We start from the raw sequence: 20,943 nt of genomic DNA, 5'->3' as shown, positions 1-20,943 counted from the left end.
ATCTTTCCTGCCCCTTCCATGCCCCCATTTCCCCGTCTGCTGACCGCCGCCTGCGCCGCGGCCCTGTGCGTGCCCGCTGCCCGCGCGCATGACGGCGACCAGCTCGCCGCCCTGATCAACGCCTACCGCGCCGCGCCCGGCGCCTGCGCGGGCCGCGCCGCCGCGCCGGCCGCGCCGCTGGCCGCCGAGCCGGCGCTGTCCTCGGTGCGGATCGGCGCCGGCACCTTCCTGGAATCGGCGCTCAAGCAGGCCGGCTATGCCACCGCCCAGGCCGAGGCGATCACGGTGACGGGACCCGAGGACGCGGCGGCGGCGCTGGCCGTGCTGCGCGAGCACTACTGCGGCAAGCTGCTGAGCGGCGACTTCTCGGTGGTCGGCACGGCGCACCGCGGCAAGGAGTGGCAGGTCGTGCTCGCCCGGCCGCTGGTCCTCCCCGCCCTGCCCGACCCGTCGGCGTTCGGCCAGGAGCTGCTGGCCCTGGTCAACGCGGCGCGCGCTACCCCGCGCAGCTGCGGCGTGCAAGCCTTCGGCGCGGCCCCTCCCCTGACCTGGAACGAGATCCTGGCGCGCGCCGCCCTCGGCCACAGCCGGGACATGGCGATGAAGCGCTATTTCAAGCACAAGGAACCGGGCGGCAGCGATCCGTCCACCCGCGCGACGCAAGCCGGCTACCGCTGGCGCCAGATCAGCGAGAACATCGCCTCCGGCCAGCGCACGGTGGCGGAAGTCGTGGCCGGCTGGCTGGACAGCCCGGGCCACTGCGCCAACATCATGAATCCGGCGGTCACCGAAATGGGCGCGGCGTATGCCGTCAATCCGGCCAGCGAGAACCGTACGCTGTACTGGACCCAGATGTTCGGCCGCCCGCTTTGAAGCGCCCGGAAAACGCGATTACCTTAATCTATCGTGCTTATCGAGAAGATAAATAGCGCGCTATCTAATTGTGCGCTATTATTCATCCCATCGATGCACACGAAACACTCACCAACGAAAGGGTAACGCAATGACCACCAAGCTCGACAAAGTCCTGTACACCGCCAAGGCGCACACCATCGGCGGCCGCGAAGGCCGCTCCGTCTCCAGCGACAAGCTGCTGGACGTGCGCCTGGCGCCGCCGAAGGAAATGGGCGGCAAGGGCGATGCGACCAACCCGGAACAGCTGTTCGCCGCCGGCTATTCGGCCTGCTTCATGGGCGCGATGAAATTCGTCGCCGGCCAGAAGAAGCTGACCGTGCCGGCCGATGCGGCCGTCGACGCCAGCGTCTCGATCGGCCCGATCCCCGCCGGCTTCGGCCTGGCCGTGGAACTGGCGGTCAGCCTGCCGGGCATGGACCGCGCCGCCGCCCAGGAACTGGTCGAAGCCGCCCACGGCGTCTGCCCCTACTCGAACGCGACCCGCGGCAATATCGACGTCACGCTGACGGTCATGTAAGCCTGTTCGCAGGGCACATGAAAAAGGCGGCAACCGCAGGGTTGTCGCCTTTTTCATCATCAAAACGCCGCCTACACCAGCGAGGCCGGCGGCTTGACCACTCACACCGGCACGGCTGCCTCCGGGAACGGCACCCGCTCCACCGCCCGCACCAGGGCGTCGTAGCAGGCCGGATCGAGCGCCGTTCCCACGGTTTTGCCCATCATTTCCAGGGCCTGCGGAATCGGGATCGCGCCGCGGTAAGGCCGCGAGGCCGTGATCGCGTCGAAGATGTCGGCGGTGGTGATGATGCGCGTCTCGATACGGATCTCGGCCGCCGCCAGCCCGCGCGGATAACCGCTGCCGTCCAGGCGCTCGTGATGGGCGCCGGCGATGGCCGCCAGCTCGCGGAAGGCGCCGATCCGTCCCAGGATCGTTTCCGTGAACGCGGCATGCTGCCTGACGGCGTCCCACTCGGCGCGGTCGAGCGCACCCGCCTTGTCCAGCACGCTGTTGCTGACACCCAGCTTGCCGACGTCGTGCAGCAGCGCACCGCGCTTGAGCCAGCGCCGGCGTTCCGGCCCCAGGCCCAGCGCCTCCCCGATCATGTCCGTGTACAGCGCCACTCGCGTGCTGTGGCCGCTGGTGTACGGGCTCTTGGCATCGACCACCTGGCCGAAGGCGGTGGCGATGTCGTCCAGGTAGTCGTCGTCCAGCGCATGCTGGCGCCCCGCCCCGGCCGGCTGCAGCGCCGTGACCGCCTCGTCGACCCTGTCCCCGGCCAGCGTGGCCCAGAAGGCGTCCGCTTGCGCCACCTGTTCGAAAGCCTGCACCAGGGCCGGGTCGAACCACTGTCCCGAGCGCGCGCGCGCCTCTTTCAGCGCGCCCTCGCGCCCGCTCTCGGCATGGAACACGTCGATCACCTGCGCCAGCAGGGCGATGCGCGAGTACAGCGGGATCGCCTCGCCCGCCAGCCGCGCCGGCTTGCCATTGCCATTGAAATGTTCGTCCAGCGAATAAATACCGTCCGCCACACCCTCCGGGAAGCGCAGCAGGCGCGCGATCTCGGCGCCGCGCTGGCAGCGGGTGGCGACCAGCTCGCGCGCGATTTCCGGACCGTCGCGCAGGATCGTCATCACGCTGCGGAAGCGCTCGGCCAGCCCGGCCTTCAGCCCGGTGTGCTTCAGCACGAAGCCAAGCACTTGCGGCAGGCTGTCGCCGACCGTCTTGTAGTCGCGCTTGAAGTTCAGGTCGTCCGTCAGGTAGAGCTCGCAGATGCGCGCGGCGTTGCTGCTGCAGCCCAGGTCCTTCAGCAGCAAGGTGTAGTAAAGCTCCCACAACTGGTCCTCGGACATGCCGGCCTGACGGCCGATGTGCATGCCGATCCAGCACGCGCGCACGCAGTGGCCAGCCGGCTGGCCTTCCGTGATGTCGAGGGCGTAGCTGAGAGATGCGATCAATTCCGACAGTTTCAGCTCTGCGGCGGGGAGAAATTCGGCTTTCATGATGGGAGACTGAATTGCGTCAGGAGAAAAATTTGATGATTTAAGGAAATAGAGTACGCCAATGCCGATGCAGCTCTACATTTGTTTTTTCTATGAATCAAATAGAAATAGATAGTTTGTGCAAATCGCCCAGCTGGCTTACCATCGTTTCACATTAACCGATTCTATTGATTTCAAATAATCGATAGATATAACGAGAAACGAGAACCTCGCCATGACGATCCTCACCACCGCCTCCGGCATTCCCGTCGCCGACAACCAGAACTCGATCACCGCGGGCCCGCGCGGTCCGGTCCTGCTGCAGGACTTCCACCTGATCGAAAAGCTCCAGCACTTCAACCGCGAGCGCATTCCCGAGCGCGTCGTGCACGCGAAAGGCTCGGGCGCCTACGGCAGCTTCACCGTCACCCACGACATCACGCGGTACACGACAGCGAAGCTGTTCAGCGAAATCGGCAAGCGCACCGAGACCTTCCTGCGCTTCTCGACCGTCGGCGGCGAAAAGGGTTCGGCCGACACCGAGCGCGATCCGCGCGGCTTCGCGCTGCGCTTCTATACCGAGGACGGCAACTGGGACCTGGTCGGCAACAACACCCCGACCTTCTTCCTGAAGGACGGCATCAAGTTCCCCGACTTCATCCACACCCAGAAACGCGATCCGCAGACCAATCTGAAGTCCGCGCAGAACATGTGGGACTTCTGGAGCAAGGCGCCGGAAAGCCTGCATCAGGTGACGATCCTGTTCTCGGGCCGCGGCACCCCGGACGGCTACCGCCACATGGACGGCTTCGGCAGCCATACCTACAGCCTGATCGACGACGAAGGCCGGCGCGTGTGGGTCAAGTGGCACTTCAAGACCCTGCAGGGCATCAAGAACCTGAGTGCGCCCGAGGCCGTGCGCCTGGCCGGCGCCGACCCGGACTATGCCCAGCGCGACCTGTTCAATGCGATCGCCAACGGTGACTATCCGCGCTGGAGCGTGGAGATCCAGGTGATGGACGACGAACAGCGCGCCGCCTGGGAAGCCCGTACCGGCTGGGACGCGTTCGATTTGACCAAGGTATGGCCGCAGGGCGACTTCCCGCGCATCAAGGTCGGCATCCTGGAACTGAACCGCAACCCGGACAACTACCACCTCGATGTCGAGCAGGCCGCGCTGTCGCCCTCGAACATCGTGCCCGGCATGGGCTACAGCCCGGACAAGATGCTGCAGGCGCGCCTGTTCGCCTACCACGACGCCCAGCTCTACCGGGTCGGCACCAACCACCAGCACCTGCCGGTGAACCGTCCGCGCTGCCCCTTCCACAACCAGCAGCGCGACGGCGCGATGGCGATCGCCAACGGCGGCGCAAGCGCCAACTACGATCCCGTGCGTGCGGATACCCCGGCGGCCGGCGGCTTCGGCCACGGCGACGCCGGCTGGCCGCTCGAAGGCGCGGCCGGCCGCTACGACACCCGCGCCACCGACGACCACTACAGCCAGGCCGGCAACCTGTTCCGCCTGCTCGGCGAGGACGGCCGGCGCGAGCTGATCCAGAACATCGCCGGCTCGCTGGGCCAGGCCGACGCCGTGACCCAGGACCGCCAGATCGGGCACTTCCTGCGCGCCGATCCGGCGTATGGGCATGGGGTGGCGGAGGCGATTTACCGGCTGTCTGACGGCGGCAAAAACTCACACAATCTCACCTAACTATCTAATTTGAAAGAAATTTCTGGACCATATTGACGAGCTGGGCGATAGTGATGTTTTATAAAAATCATAACTATCCATGACCACGCTCGGAACGATGTCGGGCAGTGCGGCGGACCTGGCGGATACCACCGCACCGGTCCTTGTCGCTTTCCCAGAATACGGCCAGCCGGCCGATGGTGACCTCGTCTTTACCTTCAGCGAAGACATCCAGGCCGGCGGCGGATTGCTGACGCTCACCGATCAGGAGCACGGCCAGGTCGTGTTCAGCGCCAGCGCCACCGATCCAGGCATCCGCATCGCCGGCAACACGCTGACCCTGCACCTGGCGCAGCCGCTGAGCTATGCGACGACTTACAACGTGAAACTGGAGACGGGCGTGGTCAAGGACCTGGCCGGCAATCCCTTCACCGCGAATGCGTCGCCCTACTATTTCCAGTCCGGCCTCAGCCCCGTGGCCCTCGACCTGCACGGGACCGACGGTGCCGACACCCTGCACGGCAGCGACCTGGCCGATACGCTGTCGGGCGGCGCCGGCAACGATGTCCTCTACGGCCATGGCGGCAACGACCTGCTGAACGGCGGCGATGAGCCGGCGTCGTTCGAAGCGAACGATGTCCTCGATGGAGGCGCCGGCAACGACACGCTGAACGGCGGCAGCGGCATCGACAGGCTGCTGGGTGGCGACGGCGACGACCAGCTCTTCGGCGGCCTGCATGACGACAGCCTCGGCGGCGGCGCGGGCAACGACTTCCTCGACGGCGGCGCCGGCAATGACTGGCTGGCCGATTTCTCCGGCACCAACCTCCTGCTCGGCGGCGACGGCAACGATACGCTGCAGTCCACCGATTTCTTCGACGATATCTCGGCAGGCAGCGGCACCCTGGACGGCGGCGCCGGCAATGACTGGCTGTACGGCACCAACGACGCCAACTACATCGGCGGCACGGGCGACGACACCATCGACCTCCAGATCCGCTCCTCCGGCGCGCCTGACTCGAGCGTCAGCGGCGGCGCAGGAAACGACCGCATCACCCTGCTCTACCGCGCGGGTACGACCGGCCACGTGCACATCGCCGGCGGCGACGGCGCCGACACCTACGTGCTTCTCCGGCATGTCGGCTGGCCCGATACGGACACCCCGATCGACGTGAGCGATTTCCAGCCCGGCGCCGGCGGCGACCTGATCGACCTGACGTACCTGCTGGGCGAGTCCTACCGCGGCAACCCCTTCGGCAACGGCGACCTGCGCCTGCTTGCCGGCGATGGCGAAGCGCTGCTGCAGTCGCGCATCTCGTCCGCCGACGGCGCTTACCTGACCGTCCTGCACCTCGCGGGACTGACGCCGGGGCAGCTCACCAGCGCCAACTTCGTCGGCGCCTTCGACCCCGCAGGGTCGTCGATCGGCATGATGCTCACCGGCACCGGCCTGGCCGACAATCTGAGCGGCATGCTGGGCGACGACACCATCAGCGGCCTGGGCGGCGACGATACACTGTCAGGCGGCGCCGGCAATGACCTGCTCGACGGCGGCGACGGCCAGGACCAGCTGTGGGGCGGCGACGGCAACGACAGCCTGGCCGGCGGCAAGGGCGACGACCGGCTATTCGATAGTGCCGGCAATAACCTGCTGGATGGCGGGGACGGCAACGATACGCTTACCGTCTCTTCCTCCGGCAACAACCTGCTGCGCGGCGGTGCCGGCAACGATGTCCTGCAGGGCGGGGCTGGCAACGACACCCTCGACGGCGGCATCGGCAACGACCTGATCACGGTCGTGGACGGCGGCCGCGGCCAGCCCGTGCACATCGTGCAGGTGCTCGGCGGCGACGGCAACGACCTGCTGGTGTTCCAGCACGGCTCGGACGAGGTCAGGGCCAGCGGCGGCGCCGGCGCCGATACCTTCCGGCTGCAGAACGCTCCGGACGGCCACGCCAAGGACCTCACGATCAGCGATTTCTCCGCCGCCGGCGGCGACCGCCTCGACCTGCAGGCCCTGTTGCCAGCCAGCCTGAGCGGCAATCCCTTCGGCGCCCTCGGCTACCTGAAGGCCGAGCAGGCCGGCGCCGACACCCGCATCTACTATGACCCCGACGGCGCCGCCGGCAATGCCGCCAGTCCGACTTTGCTGGTCACGCTCGGCGGCGTCAGCCTCGCGTCCCTGCCGGCCACCGCCATCATCGGCGGCTACGACCCTTCCGGCACCAGCAAGGGCCTGGTGCTGACCGGCGGGGCCGGCGACGACACCCTGAGCGGCAACGGCCTCGACGACACCATCAGCGGCGGCAGCGGCGGCGCCGACCTGCTGCGCGGCGGCCCGGGCGACGACTGGCTGGACGGCGGCGACGAGCAGACCTTCTACGGCGACACCCTGTGGGGCGGCCTCGGCAACGACATGCTGAAAGGCGGCGCCGGCAGGGACTACCTGAGCGGCGAAGAAGGAAACGACACGCTCGACGGCGGCGCCGGCGACGACACCCTGTCCGGCGGCGCCGGCAACGATGTCCTCGACGGCGGCGACGGCAACGATTTCCTCCTCGACAGCGAAGGCAGCAATATCCTGCGCGGCGGCGCCGGCAACGACAGCATCAATGCCAGCCAGTTCGCGAACCCGTATGTCAGGACCAGCACGACGGTCGACGGCGGTGCGGGCGACGACCTGATCAGCGTCGGCCTCGGCGACAGCACCGTGACCGGCGGTATCGGCAACGACAATATCACCGCCGAACTGGGTTACGACGGCGCCTACAAATTCGACCTCGACGGCGGCGCCGGCAACGATACGATCACGCTGCGCCTGCACGGCCTCAGCACCGACAACATCGTCCTCGCCAGCGGCGGCGCGGGCGTGGATACCTTCCGTTTCGAGCGCGTCTACGCGGCGCCGGCCGGTGTGCTGACGATCCGCGATTTCCAGGCGGGACCGGGCGGCGACATCCTCGACGTGCTGTCGATGATGAAGAACCTCCCCGAAACCAACCCCTTCGGCCCGGACACCCGGCTGCGCCTGGTCCAGAGCGGCAGCGACACCCTGCTCGACCTGGACGACGACGGACCGGCCGGCGCGGGCGGCTTCGTGACGATCGCCGTGCTGAAGGGCGTATCGGCAAAAGACCTGACGCTCGATAACTTCCCGCTCGGCATCCGGCCGGATGGCTCGTCCACCGGCTTCCATTTGATCGGCACCGACTACCGGGACACGCTCACCGGCGGCATGCTCGACGACACCATCGAAGGCGGCGCCGGCGACGACTACATCCACAGCGGCCTCGGCCATAACATCCTCGAAGGCAATGCCGGCAACGACATCCTCATCGGAGAAAGCGGCCACGACACCCTGTCCGGCGGCGACGGCTACGACAACCTGAATGCACAAGCGGGCGCCAACCTCCTCCTCGGCGGCGCCGGCAACGATGTCCTGGCCGCCGGCATCGGCCAGAATACGCTGGACGGCGGCGACGGCGACGACGTCCTGGATGCCGATGGCGAATCGACCCTGATCGGCGGACTCGGCAACGACAGGCTGTATCACACCGGGAAAGGCATGCTGGACGGTGGCGACGGCGACGACATGATCGCCGCCGGCACCGCCGCCGAACGCTATACCGGCATTCCCTCGGACGGCCTGCTGCGCATCGACGGCGGCGCCGGCAGCGACTTCATCCAGGTGGCGCTCGATCCCGATGCGGACACCCTGGTCACCATCCGCGGCGGCAGCGGCAGCGATACCTTCGCCGTCAACCAGGCCTCGCCGAAGCTGGCCATCACCGTCGCCGATTTCGAGGTCGGCAAAGGCGGCGACCTGGTCGACCTGCGCGGCATCGTGCCCGACGAGCGCGGCACGCCGTTCGGACCCGGGGGCCGGGTACAGCTGGTCCAGCATGGCGCCGACACAGTGGTGCAGGTGGACCGCGACGGCGCCGGCGCCGAGGGCTTCATCGACGTGCTGGTGCTGAAGAACGTCGACAGCGCCATGCTGAAGCCGGACAACTTCTGGAACGGCTTCAATCCCGACGGCTCGCATACGGGTCTGGCGCTGATCGGCAGCGGCGCGGCGGATACCCTGCGCGGCGGCTACCTCGACGATACCTTGACGGGCGGTGGCGGCAACGACTGGCTCAGCGGCAGCTTCGGCAACGACATCATCGATGGCGGCGATGGTGACGACACCATCGCCGGCGAACGCGAGACCGACATCTCCGCCGCCGATGTGGCGGGGAACGACCGCCTGCTGGGCGGCGCCGGCAACGATACGCTGTACAGCTGGAGCGGCAACGACACGCTCGACGGCGGCACCGGCAACGACCGCCTGCTGATCTGGTCCGGGCCGCTGCTGCCGGGCGCGTCCCCCGGCGCAAGCACCATCCACGCGAGCGGTGGCGACGGCGACGATCGCTTCGAAGTCGTCCTGCAGCTTGAATCGCAGGCGACTGTCGAACTCAGCGGCGGCGCCGGACAGGATCTCTTCTATCTCGATGCCCACCAGCTCAAGGGCAGCATCACGATCAGCGACTTCCAGGCCGGCCCCGGCGGCGACATGCTGGACCTGCTGGCCAGCGGGGACTGGTCGGGCATCACGCCCTATTCCGGCGGCTACTACCAGGTCGAGCAGCGCGGCGCCGACGCGGTGTTCCGCTACGATGCCGACGGTCCGCTGGGCGCGGGCGGTTTCCGCGACCTCGTCATCCTGAAGAACGTCGACAGGAAGGACCTGACGACCGACAACACGGGCGGCTGGCCATCGGATGGCTCGACCGCGGGACTGCATCTCGACGGCACACCGCTGCCCGACCGCCTGAACGGCAGCGCCCTGGACGACACGATCAGCGGCGGCGACGGCAACGACAGCCTGTTCGGCGGCGCCGGCAACGATACGCTGGTCGGCGGCAACGGTGACGACCTGCTCGACGCCGGCTGGGGCGGCGGCCTGCTGCAGGGCGGCAGCGGCAACGATCACCTGATCGCCGCGAACGGCGGCACCATGGTGCTCGAAGGCGGCGACGGCGACGATCTGCTGGAACTGACGGGAAACACCTACCCCGAAAAAATCACGGCGACACTGCGCGGCGATGCGGGCAACGACACCATTGCGGTCCACCTGGTGCTCGGCCAGGGCAGCCAGATCACGGCCTATGGCGGCAGCGGACGTGACGTGTTCCATGTCCTGACACCCTATACCGTCGCCGACTTCCAGGCCGGCGCGGGCGGCGACCTGATCGAACTGGCAGAGCGCCTCGACCCGGCGGCCCCAGGCAGCAACCCCTTCGCCACCGGCTACATGCGGCTGATCCAGAGCGGCAGCGACACCCTGCTGCAGTATGACCTGGACGGCGGCGGCTTCGGAACCTACTACCAGACCGCGCTGACGCTGAAAAACGTCCAGGCATCGACGCTCACCGCCGACAACTTCGTCGAACACGTCAACCCCCTGTTCACGCCGCCGCCGGTCGTTACCCCGCCGCCGGTCGTCGTGCCCCCGCCGCCGGTGGTGGTCACCCCGCCGCCGCCCCCCGCCACCCCGGGCTTGATCCGCACCGGCGGCGCCGGCGACGATATCCTGCACGGCGGCGCCGGCAACGACACCCTGATCGGCGGCGACGGCCGCGACACCGCCACCTACGGCGGCAAGCTGGGCGACTACAAGATCACCCGCGACGCCGGCGGCTGGCACGTGGCCGACCAGCGCAGCAGCGCCGGCAACGACGGCAACGACACCCTGCAGGGCGTGGAGAGGATCGCGTTTGCCGACCAGGCGGTCGCGCTCGACATCGACGGCGTCGCTGCCCAGGCCTACCGGATCTACCGCGCCGCCTTCGACCGCACGCCGGACCTGGCCGGTCTCGGCTACTGGATCGACCGGCTCGACCACGACGCTTCGCTGCGCGACATCGCCGCCGGCTTCGCGGGTTCGAAGGAATTCGCCGACCTGTACGGCAGCGCGCCCGGCAATGCCGACATCGTGCTGCGCCTGTACCACAACATCCTGCACCGCGAGCCGGATGCGGGCGGCTACGCCTACTGGGTCGGCATCCTCGACAACAAGCAGGCGACGCTGCCCTACGTGCTGGCCTTCTTCAGCGACAGTCCGGAAAACCAGGACGGCGTGGCCGCGCTGATCGGCAACGGCATCGTGTACACGCCCTACGGAGGATGACACAAAGAAATATCACAAAATCTCACTAAGTCCTTCATTTAAAAGAAGTTCTGGACTGTATGGATGAGCTGGTTCATAGTGATATTTTTATAAAAAAGACATCATTATGGCCACCATCCGAAGCAGCGCGCTGTCCGGCGGCGGCGCCGATACCGTCGATACGACCCCACCCTCCCTGATCATCTGGCCCAGGGATTGGCAAGCCGCCAATCACGACCTGGTGCTGGTCTTCAGCGAAGCGATCCGCGCGGGTGGCGGCAGCATCTCGGTGGCCCCGGAGAACAGGCCGGCGCTGTTCAATGGCCCCATCGACGGCAACCCAGTGGCCGAGATTTCGGGCAACCAGCTCATCCTGCACCTTGCCAATGTGCTCGCCCCCGAGACCCGGTACAGCTTCACCCTGGACAGCGGCGCGCTGACCGACCTGTCCGGGAACCCGCTCAATGGCGGTAGGCCGCAAGCCTTCCAGTTCTCTACGGCGCTCGAGCGGACACCCCTTCACCTGACCGGCACGGACGGCGACGACACGCTGTCGGCAAGCAGCTACGATACGCTGGACGGCGGCGCCGGCAAGGACCTGCTGACGGTGATGGGCGTCGACGCCCTGCTCGATGGCGGCGCCGGCAACGATACCCTGCAGACGCATGGCCTCGGGCATACCGTCAAGGGCGGCAGCGGCGACGACACGATCCAGGTGTCGATCGAGTGGAACGACCCGTCTTCCGCCGCGCCCCTGCAAATCGACGGCGGCGACGGCAACGACAGGATCTCCTTCCTGCTCAACGAGCCCGCGACCGCCGTGCTCGCCCACGGCGGCGGCGGCAGCGATACCTATTACCTGATGCGCTCGGCTTCCGGCGTCGGCGTGACGATCGACGATTTCCAGGCGGGTGCGGGCGGCGACCTGATCGACCTGTCGGCCTTTTCCGGCTATGCCGGGCCGACGCCCTTCGATGCCCAGTATGGCAGCCTGCGGGTCGAGCAGCGCGGCGCCGACACGGCAATCACGGGTACCCTGAATGGCGCCAGGCCCGGGACCTTCGTCGACCTGCTCCTCCTGAAAAACGTCGACAAAACGACGCTCACGCCGGACAACTTCTGGAACGGCTTCAATCCCGACGGCAGCCTGACCGGCTACCGGCTGGCCGCCCCCGACGGCGGCGGGCGGCTCGACGGCGGCTGGCTCGACGACAGCTTGACCGGCGGCCACGGCAACGACGTCCTGTACGGCAATCCCGGCAACGATGTCCTCGATGGCGGCGCCGGCGACGACATCCTGTTCGACAGTGCCGTCAACCAGGGAGGATGGGCGGCGCTCAGGGACAACGACAAGCTGTCCGGCGGCGACGGCAACGACGAGCTGCACAGCCTGTCCGGCAGCGACACCCTGGACGGCGGAAACGGCGACGACACCCTGTGGATCAGCGACGTCCCCGGCACCGCCACGCGCGACTACAAGACCGTGGAGGCGAATGGCGGCGCGGGCCACGACACCATCATCGCCAACCTTTCATTCGCACAAAACATGGTGCTGCACCTGTCCGGCGGCGCAGGGAGCGATGTCTTCACCATCACCGGTTACCCCTTCGCACTGGGCGACTCGGTCATCATCACCGATTTCGAAGGGGGCGCCGGTGGCGACGTCCTGGATATCTTCGGCATGCACTGGGAAGGCGTCACGCCCTTTTCCGGCGGCTACTACCAGGTCATCCAGCGCGGCGCCGACACGGTCTTCCAGTACGACCGCGACGGGGCGGCGGGAACCTATGCCTTCCGCGATCTGCTCGTCCTGCAGAACTTCAAGATCGGCAAGCTGACGCCGGAAAACACCCAGGGCTGGAATATCGACGGCAATAGCAAGGGGCAGCTCATCGAGGGAAGCGCCGGCGCCGACACGCTAACGGGCGGCATCCTGTCGGACACCATCCACGGCGGCGGCGGCAACGACGTGCTGTCCGGCGACGCCGGCGACGACGTGATCGAGGGCGGCGACGGCGACGACTGGCTCATCGACGGCAGCGGCAACGACCTGCTCGACGGCGGCCCCGGCAATGACAAGCTGGTCGCCATCGAGGGCAACGACACCCTGCTGGGCGGGGCCGGCAACGACCACCTGGCCGCAGCCAGCGGCCATACCGTCCTCGAGGGCGGCGACGGCGACGACCTGCTCGAAGTCCTCCCTGGCGGCAGCGACTTCGACCTGGTGCTGGACGGCGGCGCGGGCAACGACACCTTCCGCGTGGGCAACTGGACGTCGGAGAAGCAGCTCGTCACCGCGATCGGCGGCGCGGGACATGACGTGTTCGAAGCAAACGCCTACCCCTATATCGTCGCCGATTTCCAGACCGGCGCCGGCGGCGACCTGATCGACCTGGCCCAGGTGCTGGCGCGCCTCGACAAATCCGACACGCCTTTCGCCAGCGGCCAACTGAAGCTGCTGCAAAACGGCGAGTACACGGTACTGCAGGCGACGATGTCGGCCTCCGACGCCTACTTCAGCAACCTGCTGTACCTGAAGGGCGTGCACGTGGCGGACCTCAAAGCCGAGAACTTCGTCCAGCATGTCGACCTGCCCAGCGCGCCGGCCACACCGCCAACCGATCCGACGCCGCCACCGGTCGTCGTCACGCCGCCACCACCACCGCCGCCGCCGCCGGTCGTTACGCCGCCCGTGGTGGTCACCCCGCCGCCTCTCCCCGCCACCCCGGGCGTGATCCGCACCGGCGGCGCCGGCGACGACATCCTGCACGGCGGCGCCGGCAACGACACCCTGATCGGCGGCGACGGCCGCGATACCGCCACCTACGGCGGCAAGCTGGGCGACTACAAGATCAGCCACGACGCCGGCGGCTGGCACGTGGCCGACCAGCGCAGCAGGAGCGGCAGCAGCGGCAACGACGGCAACGACACCCTGCAGGGCGTGGAGAGGATCGCGTTTGCCGACCAGGCGGTCGCGCTCGACATCGACGGCGTCGCCGCGCAGGCCTACCGGATCTACCGCGCCGCCTTCGACCGCACGCCGGACCTGGCCGGCCTCGGCTACTGGATCGACCGGCTCGACCATGACGCTTCGCTGCGCGACATCGCCGCCGGCTTCGCGGGTTCGAAGGAATTCGCCGACCTGTACGGCAGCGCGCCCGGCAATGCCGACATCGTGCTGCGCCTGTACCACAACATCCTGCACCGCGAGCCGGATGCGGGCGGCTACGCCTACTGGGTCGGCATCCTCGACAACAAGCAGGCGACGCTGCCCTACGTGCTGGCCTTCTTCAGCGACAGCCCGGAAAACCAGGACGGCGTGGCCGCGCTGATCGGCAACGGCATCGTGTACACGCCCTACGCGCCCTACGCCCCGGCTTGAGGTAGCTGGTAACGCGCCAGCCAGGGCACGATGACTCCGGCGAGGCGCTGCGGCGCCTCGATCGGGATCATGTGGCCGCTGTCCTCGATGACTTCGAGGGTCGCGCCGGGAATGCCGGCCTGCAGCTCGCGTGCCTCGTCGAGGCTGCGCAGCTGGTCCTGGGCCGCCGCCACCACCAGCGTCGGGCAGCGGATCTCGTCCAGCCGATCGAGGTCGCCGGGGCGTTCCAGCATCGACTGCCGCCGGAACACTTCTCCTCCCAGGCGCATGCCCATCGCGCGCACGCGCTCGATGAGCGCTTCGTTGTCGCGCTCCTTCGGATGCAGCGAGGTGGCGACCGCGGTACGGCTCAAGCCGCTGAAGGCGATCGAGGGCGCGGCCTTGCCGATCGCGCCCTTGCGCTGCCGGAGTGCGGGCGTATCGGGGCGGGTCGAGGTCGCGACCAGGACCAGCGCCTGCACCCGCTCCGGGGCCAGGCGCGCGATGTCGCGGGCGACGTAGCCGCCCATCGAAAAGCCGAGCAGCAGGAAGGAAGGCGGCGCATTCTCGAGCGCGCGGCGCGCCATCGCCTCGATCGAGCTGTCGTGGCGCAGGTCGGCGTAATGCAGCGGCGCGAAGCGCGCCAGCGGCGCTTCCATGTCGCGCCACAGGGTTTCATCGGCCATGAAGCCGGGGACGAGCAGGAGGGACATGCGCGCATGCTAGCATAGGGGATCGACAAAGGAGACTTCATGACAATGAAGCGACAACGCACCCTGGCCCTGGCGGCCGCCTTGCTCGGCATGGCCGGCCTTGCGGGCGCGCAGGCGCCCACGCAGGCCTTGTCCGCGGAAGTCCGCAAGTTCATCAAGCTCGACGCCCCCCTGCTGGCGCTGACCCATGTGCGCGTGATCGACGGCACCGGCGCGCCCGCGGTTGACGACCGCACCGTGATCGTGCGCGGCGGCCGCATCGAGGCCATCGTCGACGCCGCGGCCGCGCCGCCCGCCGGCGCCCAGGTGCTCGACCTGCGCGGCCGCAGCGTGCTGCCCGGCCTGGTCGGCATGCACAACCACCTGATGTACACGGCCTCGATCAACCTCGACGAGGACGACAAGATCCCGCCGCCGGGCTTCTTCGTCACCGAGATCGCGTTCTCGGCGCCGCGCATGTACCTGGCCGCCGGCGTGACGACGATGCGCACCACCGGCAGCGTCGAGCCCTACACCGACCTGAACATCCGCCGCCTGGTGGACGCCGGCCAGATCCCCGGCCCGCACATCGACGTGACCGGCCCCTACCTCGAAGGCAAGGCCAGCTTCTTCCCGCAGATGACGGCGATGGACGAACGCGAGCAGGCGCGCCGCACGGTGGCCTTCTGGGCCGGCGAAGGCGCGACCTCGTTCAAGGCCTACATGAACATCCCCGAGGACGTGCTGGCCGCCGCCATCGTTGAAGCGCACAAGCGCGGCACCAGGCTGACCGGCCACCTGTGCTCGGTCGACTACCGCCAGGCGGCGCGCATCGGCATCGACAACCTGGAACACGGTCCGGTCTTCACCGACACCGAATTCGTCCCGAACCGCAAGAAGGACGTGTGCCCGCCGGGCGCCGAGATCGCGGCTTCGTGGGAAAAGCTGGAGGTGACGAGCCCGCAGGTCCAGGACCTGATCCGCGAACTGGTGGCGCGCAAGGTGGCGATCACCTCGACCCTGCCGGTCTTCGAGTCCTTCGTCGCCACGCGCCCGCTGCTGTCCCGGAAGCAGCAGTCGATGATGTCGGCCGAATCGCTGCGCAGCCATCTCGCCGCGCGCGCGGCGGCGGCCGGCAATCCGGCGCGCGCCGCCAAGCAGGAAGCGGCGCTGAAGAAGGAGATGGCCTTCGAACTGGCGTTCGTGCGCGCCGGCGGCCTGCTGCTGGCCGGCCCCGACCCGACCGGCAACGGCGGCGTCCTGCCCGGCTTTGGCGACCACCGCGAAGTCGAGCTGCTGGTCGAAGCCGGGTTCAGTCCGGTGGAAGCGATCCAGGTCGCGACCGCGAACGGCGCCCGCTATCTCGGCAGGCTGGACCGCATCGGCACCGTGGAAGCCGGCAAGAACGCCGACCTGGTCGTCGTGAACGGCGACCCGAGTCGCCGCATCCAGGACATCGAGAACGTCGAGATCGTGTTCAAGGACGGCGTGGGCTATGATCCCGCGAAGTTGAATGCCTCGGTGCGCGGCATGGTCGGCACACGCTAAGTAGCTAAACAAGGAGTAAATCGCAATGAGTCTTCCCAACCATCAGCTCAGCATGACGGTGCTGATGACCCCCGACACCGCCAATTTTTCCGGCAACGTCCACGGCGGCCACATCCTCAAGCTGCTCGACCAGGTCGCCTACGCCTGCGCCAGCCGCTACGCCGGCGCCTACGTGGTGACGATGAGCGTCGACCAGGTCACCTTCCGCCAGCCGATCCACGTCGGCGAACTGGTGACCTTCCTCGCGGCCGTCAATTACACGGGCCGCAGCTCGATGGAAATCGGCATCAAGGTGCTGGCCGAAAGCATCCGCACCCAGGAAGTCCGCCACGTGAACAGTTGCTTCTTTACCATGGTGGCGGTCGGCGACGACAAGAAACCGGTCCCGGTGCCGGCGCTGGCGCCGTCCACGCCGGACGAAGTGCGCCGCTTCGAGGAAGCCAAGGGCCGCAAGGAACTGCGCCTGGCGCTGGATCGGCAGCACGCCGAGCGGCAGGCGGCGCGTTCATAAGCAAAGCGTCCAACGAAGCCCTCAGGGCACGGCGGCTATTGAAGAGGTGCGAGGACGTGCTATAATTCGCCGCCTTGGCCTGGTAGCTCAGTTGGTAGAGCAGAGGATTGAAAATCCTTGTGTCGGTGGTTCGATTCCGCCCCGGGCCACCAAAGTTTCAAAGCGAAAACGCCACCTTCGGGTGGCGTTTTTGTTTTCCGGTGCGGCGTCGCTTGCCCCCAGGTTCAAAAACCTGGCCGCCCCGTCCGGGAATCGTCCGGAATTGCCAACGCAGAAGCGATGCCTGGATCCCATGTACGGATGCCGTGCATTCCAGGCTTGGCCCCCGGTTTGGCTCAGGGCTGGGATGCCGCCAGTTGCGGTAGGATCTCCTTGCCGATCTCTTCGAGCACGTCTCCAGCGTTGCGCGCGCCGTACTTGAAGTTAAGGATGACGTGATTGACCCCGATCGAGCGTAGCGCCTCGAGAAAGCGCAGGACAAAATGCCGTCCGCCGCGAAAGCCCAGGTGGATCGGCGTTGGCGCCGCGTCGGGATCGTCGCTCAGGTCGACATAGAACGATTGCACGAACGGCTTGAAGGCGCCGGGCGCCGCAGTTCCCACAGCGGCGCGCCAGTGCGCCGCGACCTCGGCCTGGCGCTGGAGTCCGCGCGGATAGGTAATCCACCCGTCCGCATGTTTCGCGATCCATTCCAGCGGCTGCCCGCTGTGGCCGGTAACGAGCATCGGCACGGGTGTGATCGGCTTGGGCACGAGATCCGCGGTCCCGGCGAGCCTGCCGTAGGACGACTGGAGCATCGGGTACTCCTCGGCGAGGGCGGCGCGCACGACGCGCAGGTTGTCACGGAACAGGTCGGAACGCTGTTCAAAGTCGACGCCGAAGGCCGGGAACTCGACCGGCCGGTCGCCGGAGGCAATGCCGAGGACCAGGCGGTTGCCCGAGAGCCGGTCGACCGATGCCACACCCTTGGCAGTATGCAAGGGGTGGCGCAGCGTAAGGACCAAGGCGCCGGTGGCCAGCGCGATCTCGTTGGTCTGCGCCGCGATCCAGCCGAGATAGACCCACGGATCGTACACCTGGCCCACGTCGCCGAAGTTAGGGTCGCGCAGGGGAACGTCGCGGCACCACAGCGCAGCGTATCCAAGCTCTTCGGCGCGGCGCGCCAGGCCCTCCTGGCCGAGCATCGTCGGCTGGTCGCCGGAGAAAGCCTCGATCGGGAAGAACACCCCGAGCGTCAACCGATCCGGCGCAAACATTCGCTCAAAGCCTCTGGAATCGCCAGGCCTGGCCGTCCGGTTCGGTGTCAGCAGGTCTGCCATGATGTGACGCTTCGCTTCGGCTATTCGACAATGAACGACAAGGTCCGCAGCGTGGGCGGCGCCCGCGCTGCGACAGTCAGTGCGCCCTTGGCCGTGGTGCGTGGCGCCCCTTCGGCACGTGCGGGGCACGCGCCTGCGCGGCAAAGCGCAGTGCGTCGATCAGCGCCTCATCGTCGAAGCTGCCTTCATATGGCTCGCCATTGATGAAGAAACTTGGGGTGCCGGCCGCGCCGCTGCGCACAGCGCTCATGAAGTCCTCTTTCACCTCGGGAAGGAAGCGGTGGGACGCCACATCGTCGGTGAAACGCTGCATGTCGAGCCCGAGGCGCTGCCCCAGTCGCGTTAGCAGCGCTGGGCTGAGCAGGTCCTGGTTCTCGTAGATCAAGTCGTGCATGGGCCAGAACCTGCCTTGCGCGCCCGCCGCTTCGGCTGCCTCGGCCGCCGGTTGCGCCATCGGGTGGACCTGGGTCAGCGGCATGTGGCGGAACACGAAACGCATGTCGTCACCCATCGTCGCCAGCACGTTCTTCAAATAAAAATGCGCCGCTCTGCAATGCGGGCATTGGAAATCGCCATACTCGACCAGTGTCACCGGCGCATCCGCCAGTCCCAGCACGTGGTCGGTTTCATCAACTGGCTTTGCTAAACTCATGATTTCCCCCATCCATTTCTTCCAGAGCCTTGAGGATACCGTCGGCGCCCGGATTGATGCCGATCGGCGAAACATAAGTCCAGCGCACGACGCCTTCCTCATCGATGATGAACAAGGCCCGTTCGCTCACCCCTTCCCTGGTCCGGTATACGCTGTAGCCACGTGCAACTTCGCCCTTGGGCTCGAAGTCGGAGAGCAGCGCAAGTTTGTAGCCGCGGTGCTCGCGAAAGGCAGCATGGCACCAGGCGCCGTCGACTGAAATGCCGATGCAAATCGCCTTGTGTTTGGCGAACTCATCGCGCAGCTCGTTGTAGAGTGCCAGCTGGTCGCCGCAGACGGGACTCCAGTCGGCCGGATAGAACGCGAGAATCACACGCTGGCCGCGAAAGTCCGAGAGTTTTACACGCTGGTCGGGAGTGGAATTCAGTTCGAACTCTGGGGCGGGTGTGCCCGCCTTTAATGCGTTCATACTGACCTCCTCGATCGCTTAAAAAAATCCGGTAACCCGCAGGACGGGAGGTGGCGAGCCAAGTTCCACTATATATGAGATGGCGGCAAGGGCAAGGCTGGGAATGGATGACCAGCTTTCACCATATCTGAGCGCGACGTGGAGGAAAGCATGTTTTTTGGTCTGCTGTGTGGCTCATGGCGGGTCTCCTGTGCCCGGACTCTTGCGCGGATGGTCGTCACGTCCCGGGGAGACGTTCAGGTATCTGAGACTGAGGAAAGCATAACAAATCACCGCAGCGGTAAGACCGAGCAGGATATAGGCAGTTCTGGGCAATAGCAGGGCAAACCCGGTCAGCACGAAGACGACCAGGGTGTTGACGACCAGCTGCGGCCGCAGCGCGGGGAGCTCCATGAAGTAGGCGTACTGCTTGCCAATGAAAAAGCAGACCGCGCCAAGGGCCGACAGTACCCTGAAATCGGACAGCAGCATGTTGTCCAGAATCGCGTGCCGGATCAGGCTGGCTAGAATCGACAGTCCGATGAAGACGAAAAAGTGCGAGTAAAGCACCGAGTGGCCGGTCGTGAGCTTCTGTTTGGTCAGCAGGTGAAAACTGTCAAAGTAGACCCACCAGATGGCCGAGATCATCACAAAACCGGTGGCGGCGGTCAGCAGGGTATCCATAGTCCAGCTGAAGTTGGCCAGTCCCGCGGACAGGCTGCTGACGGATTCTCCCAGTATGATGATCGTGAGCAGGCCCACACGCTCGATCAGGTGTTCGGTATGCACCGGGATGACCTCGAGTCGACGCGGCAAGAAAAAGATGAACGCAAGCAGATCGAACGCTATTCCCAGGTAAAACACGACATATCGCTGTGGCGCCGGGAACAGGATCGAAGCGAGGCTGATGGTGGCGCCAGCGCCGATCACCCAGCAAACGACCGTTGTGAGTTCATCGCTTTCCTTGTGCCGGTATTTCGACACGAGATACATCATGGCGATGATGTATCGCGAACCGGCGTAGCAGACGACGATGGCGTCGAAGCTGGTCAGGAATCGCTGGTCGATCAAGCCTGACATGATAATCAGCAGGAACATGATGAACAGGGTTGCCAGCCGATGCTTCCGGTCATCCGCGTCGAACCGGTTGGCATACATCGTGTGGCTCGCCCAGATCCACCAGAAAGGGATGAAAATCAGGACGAATTTCCAGAACTGGAGCGGGTCGAGATGACCCTCGTGCGTGTGGCTCAAGATATGCGTCACGTCACTGATCGTCACCACAAAAATCAGGTCGAAGAACAACTCGAGCCAGGTGGCGGTGCGATTAGGCTCAAAATATTTTGTGTTGTGCATATCGTCTGGCCTCGTTGCCCAAGTCAAATTCTCCCAGGCTGGGCAGATCGATTGTAGTCCATGTTCCTGCCGCGGGCCGTGTCAGAAATGACGGCCGGTAGTAGGCACGGCGCGAAGATTGAAAATCCTTGTGTCGGTGGCTCGATTCCGCCCCGGGCCACCAAAGTTTGAAAGCGAAAACGCCACCTTCGGGTGGCGTTTTTGTTTTCCGGCATCGACCACTTGTCGAAAAAATTGACGCCGTGCCGCGCCCTGCTCCATTCTTCCCTTAATAATCAACTGCTTATTTTTTAGGCACGAAGCTTGCTAAGTCCCGC

The 20,943-nt window shown here is 66.4% G+C and carries 13 protein-coding genes and 2 tRNA genes; 9 read left to right on the top strand and 6 right to left on the bottom strand.

Annotated elements, in window-relative coordinates; genetic code table 11:
- Positions 1-18: 18 nt before the first annotated feature.
- Together AM586_RS18465 and AM586_RS18460 are read left to right on the top strand one after the other, a co-directional pair.
- Positions 19-873, top strand: a complete 855-nt coding sequence (locus AM586_RS18465) for a CAP domain-containing protein (RefSeq protein WP_047826580.1) — start codon at positions 19-21, stop codon at positions 871-873.
- 130 nt (positions 874-1,003) lie between these two features.
- Positions 1,004-1,432 (top strand): organic hydroperoxide resistance protein, encoded by a 429-nt coding sequence (locus tag AM586_RS18460; RefSeq protein WP_047826579.1) that lies wholly within the window; start codon positions 1,004-1,006, stop codon positions 1,430-1,432.
- A 101-nt stretch (positions 1,433-1,533) separates the two neighbouring features.
- Here AM586_RS18460 and AM586_RS18455 read toward each other — a convergent pair whose 3' ends face one another.
- On the bottom strand, positions 1,534-2,916 hold the full coding sequence (locus AM586_RS18455) for an HD-GYP domain-containing protein (RefSeq protein WP_047826578.1): 1,383 nt from the start codon (positions 2,914-2,916) through the stop codon (positions 1,534-1,536).
- 214 nt (positions 2,917-3,130) lie between these two features.
- On the opposite strand from AM586_RS18455, the gene AM586_RS18450 reads away from it, so the two are divergent.
- The 3 genes from AM586_RS18450 (at position 3,131) to AM586_RS18440 (ending at position 14,121) form a co-directional block, all read left to right on the top strand.
- Positions 3,131-4,606, top strand: a complete 1,476-nt coding sequence (locus AM586_RS18450) for a catalase (protein WP_047826577.1) — start codon at positions 3,131-3,133, stop codon at positions 4,604-4,606.
- A gap of 79 nt (positions 4,607-4,685) precedes the next feature.
- Complete coding sequence (locus AM586_RS28900; protein ID WP_060566656.1) at positions 4,686-10,760, top strand: type I secretion C-terminal target domain-containing protein; 6,075 nt, start codon at positions 4,686-4,688, stop codon at positions 10,758-10,760.
- Between the two features lie 106 nt (positions 10,761-10,866).
- Complete coding sequence (locus tag AM586_RS18440) at positions 10,867-14,121, top strand: DUF4214 domain-containing protein (protein ID WP_047826575.1); 3,255 nt, start codon at positions 10,867-10,869, stop codon at positions 14,119-14,121.
- On the opposite strand, the gene AM586_RS18435 is transcribed toward AM586_RS18440, so the two are convergent.
- A complete protein-coding gene (locus AM586_RS18435) occupies positions 14,106-14,813 on the bottom strand; it encodes an alpha/beta fold hydrolase (protein WP_047826574.1) in 708 nt (235 codons plus the stop codon). The genes AM586_RS18440 and AM586_RS18435 overlap by 16 nt on opposite strands.
- 39 nt (positions 14,814-14,852) lie before the next feature.
- Between AM586_RS18435 and AM586_RS18430 the strand changes: the two genes are divergently transcribed.
- From AM586_RS18430 to AM586_RS18420, 3 genes are all read left to right on the top strand, one after another.
- Positions 14,853-16,340 (top strand): amidohydrolase family protein, encoded by a 1,488-nt coding sequence (locus tag AM586_RS18430; RefSeq protein ID WP_047826573.1) that lies wholly within the window; start codon positions 14,853-14,855, stop codon positions 16,338-16,340.
- Positions 16,341-16,365: 25 nt separating this feature from the next.
- Complete coding sequence (locus tag AM586_RS18425; RefSeq protein WP_047826572.1) at positions 16,366-16,851, top strand: acyl-CoA thioesterase; 486 nt, start codon at positions 16,366-16,368, stop codon at positions 16,849-16,851.
- Positions 16,852-16,927: 76 nt separating this feature from the next.
- Positions 16,928-17,003, top strand: a tRNA-Phe gene (locus AM586_RS18420).
- 183 nt (positions 17,004-17,186) lie between these two features.
- Here the strand turns inward: AM586_RS18420 and AM586_RS18415 are convergent.
- The 4 genes from AM586_RS18415 to AM586_RS18400 form a co-directional block, all read right to left on the bottom strand.
- Positions 17,187-18,170 carry an LLM class oxidoreductase gene (locus AM586_RS18415; protein ID WP_047826571.1) on the bottom strand — a complete coding sequence of 328 codons (984 nt, stop codon included), beginning with the start codon at positions 18,168-18,170 and terminating at the stop codon, positions 17,187-17,189.
- Between the two features lie 76 nt (positions 18,171-18,246).
- A complete protein-coding gene (locus AM586_RS18410) occupies positions 18,247-18,822 on the bottom strand; it encodes a thioredoxin domain-containing protein (protein ID WP_052234472.1) in 576 nt (191 codons plus the stop codon).
- A complete protein-coding gene (locus tag AM586_RS18405) occupies positions 18,800-19,291 on the bottom strand; it encodes a redoxin domain-containing protein (RefSeq protein WP_047826569.1) in 492 nt (163 codons plus the stop codon). Before AM586_RS18405 ends, AM586_RS18410 begins: the two co-directional genes overlap by 23 nt.
- Before the next feature lie 174 nt (positions 19,292-19,465).
- Complete coding sequence (locus AM586_RS18400) at positions 19,466-20,626, bottom strand: low temperature requirement protein A (RefSeq protein ID WP_047826568.1); 1,161 nt, start codon at positions 20,624-20,626, stop codon at positions 19,466-19,468.
- Positions 20,627-20,718: 92 nt separating this feature from the next.
- Here AM586_RS18400 and AM586_RS28205 point away from each other — a divergent pair.
- Positions 20,719-20,789 (top strand) — tRNA-Ser (locus tag AM586_RS28205).
- Positions 20,790-20,943: the final 154 nt, after the last annotated feature.

This window comes from Massilia sp. WG5, from assembly GCF_001412595.2.
In the GTDB taxonomy this organism is placed as follows: Bacteria; Pseudomonadota; Gammaproteobacteria; order Burkholderiales; family Burkholderiaceae_D; genus Telluria.
This window is presented reverse-complemented; position numbering and strand designations above follow the sequence as displayed.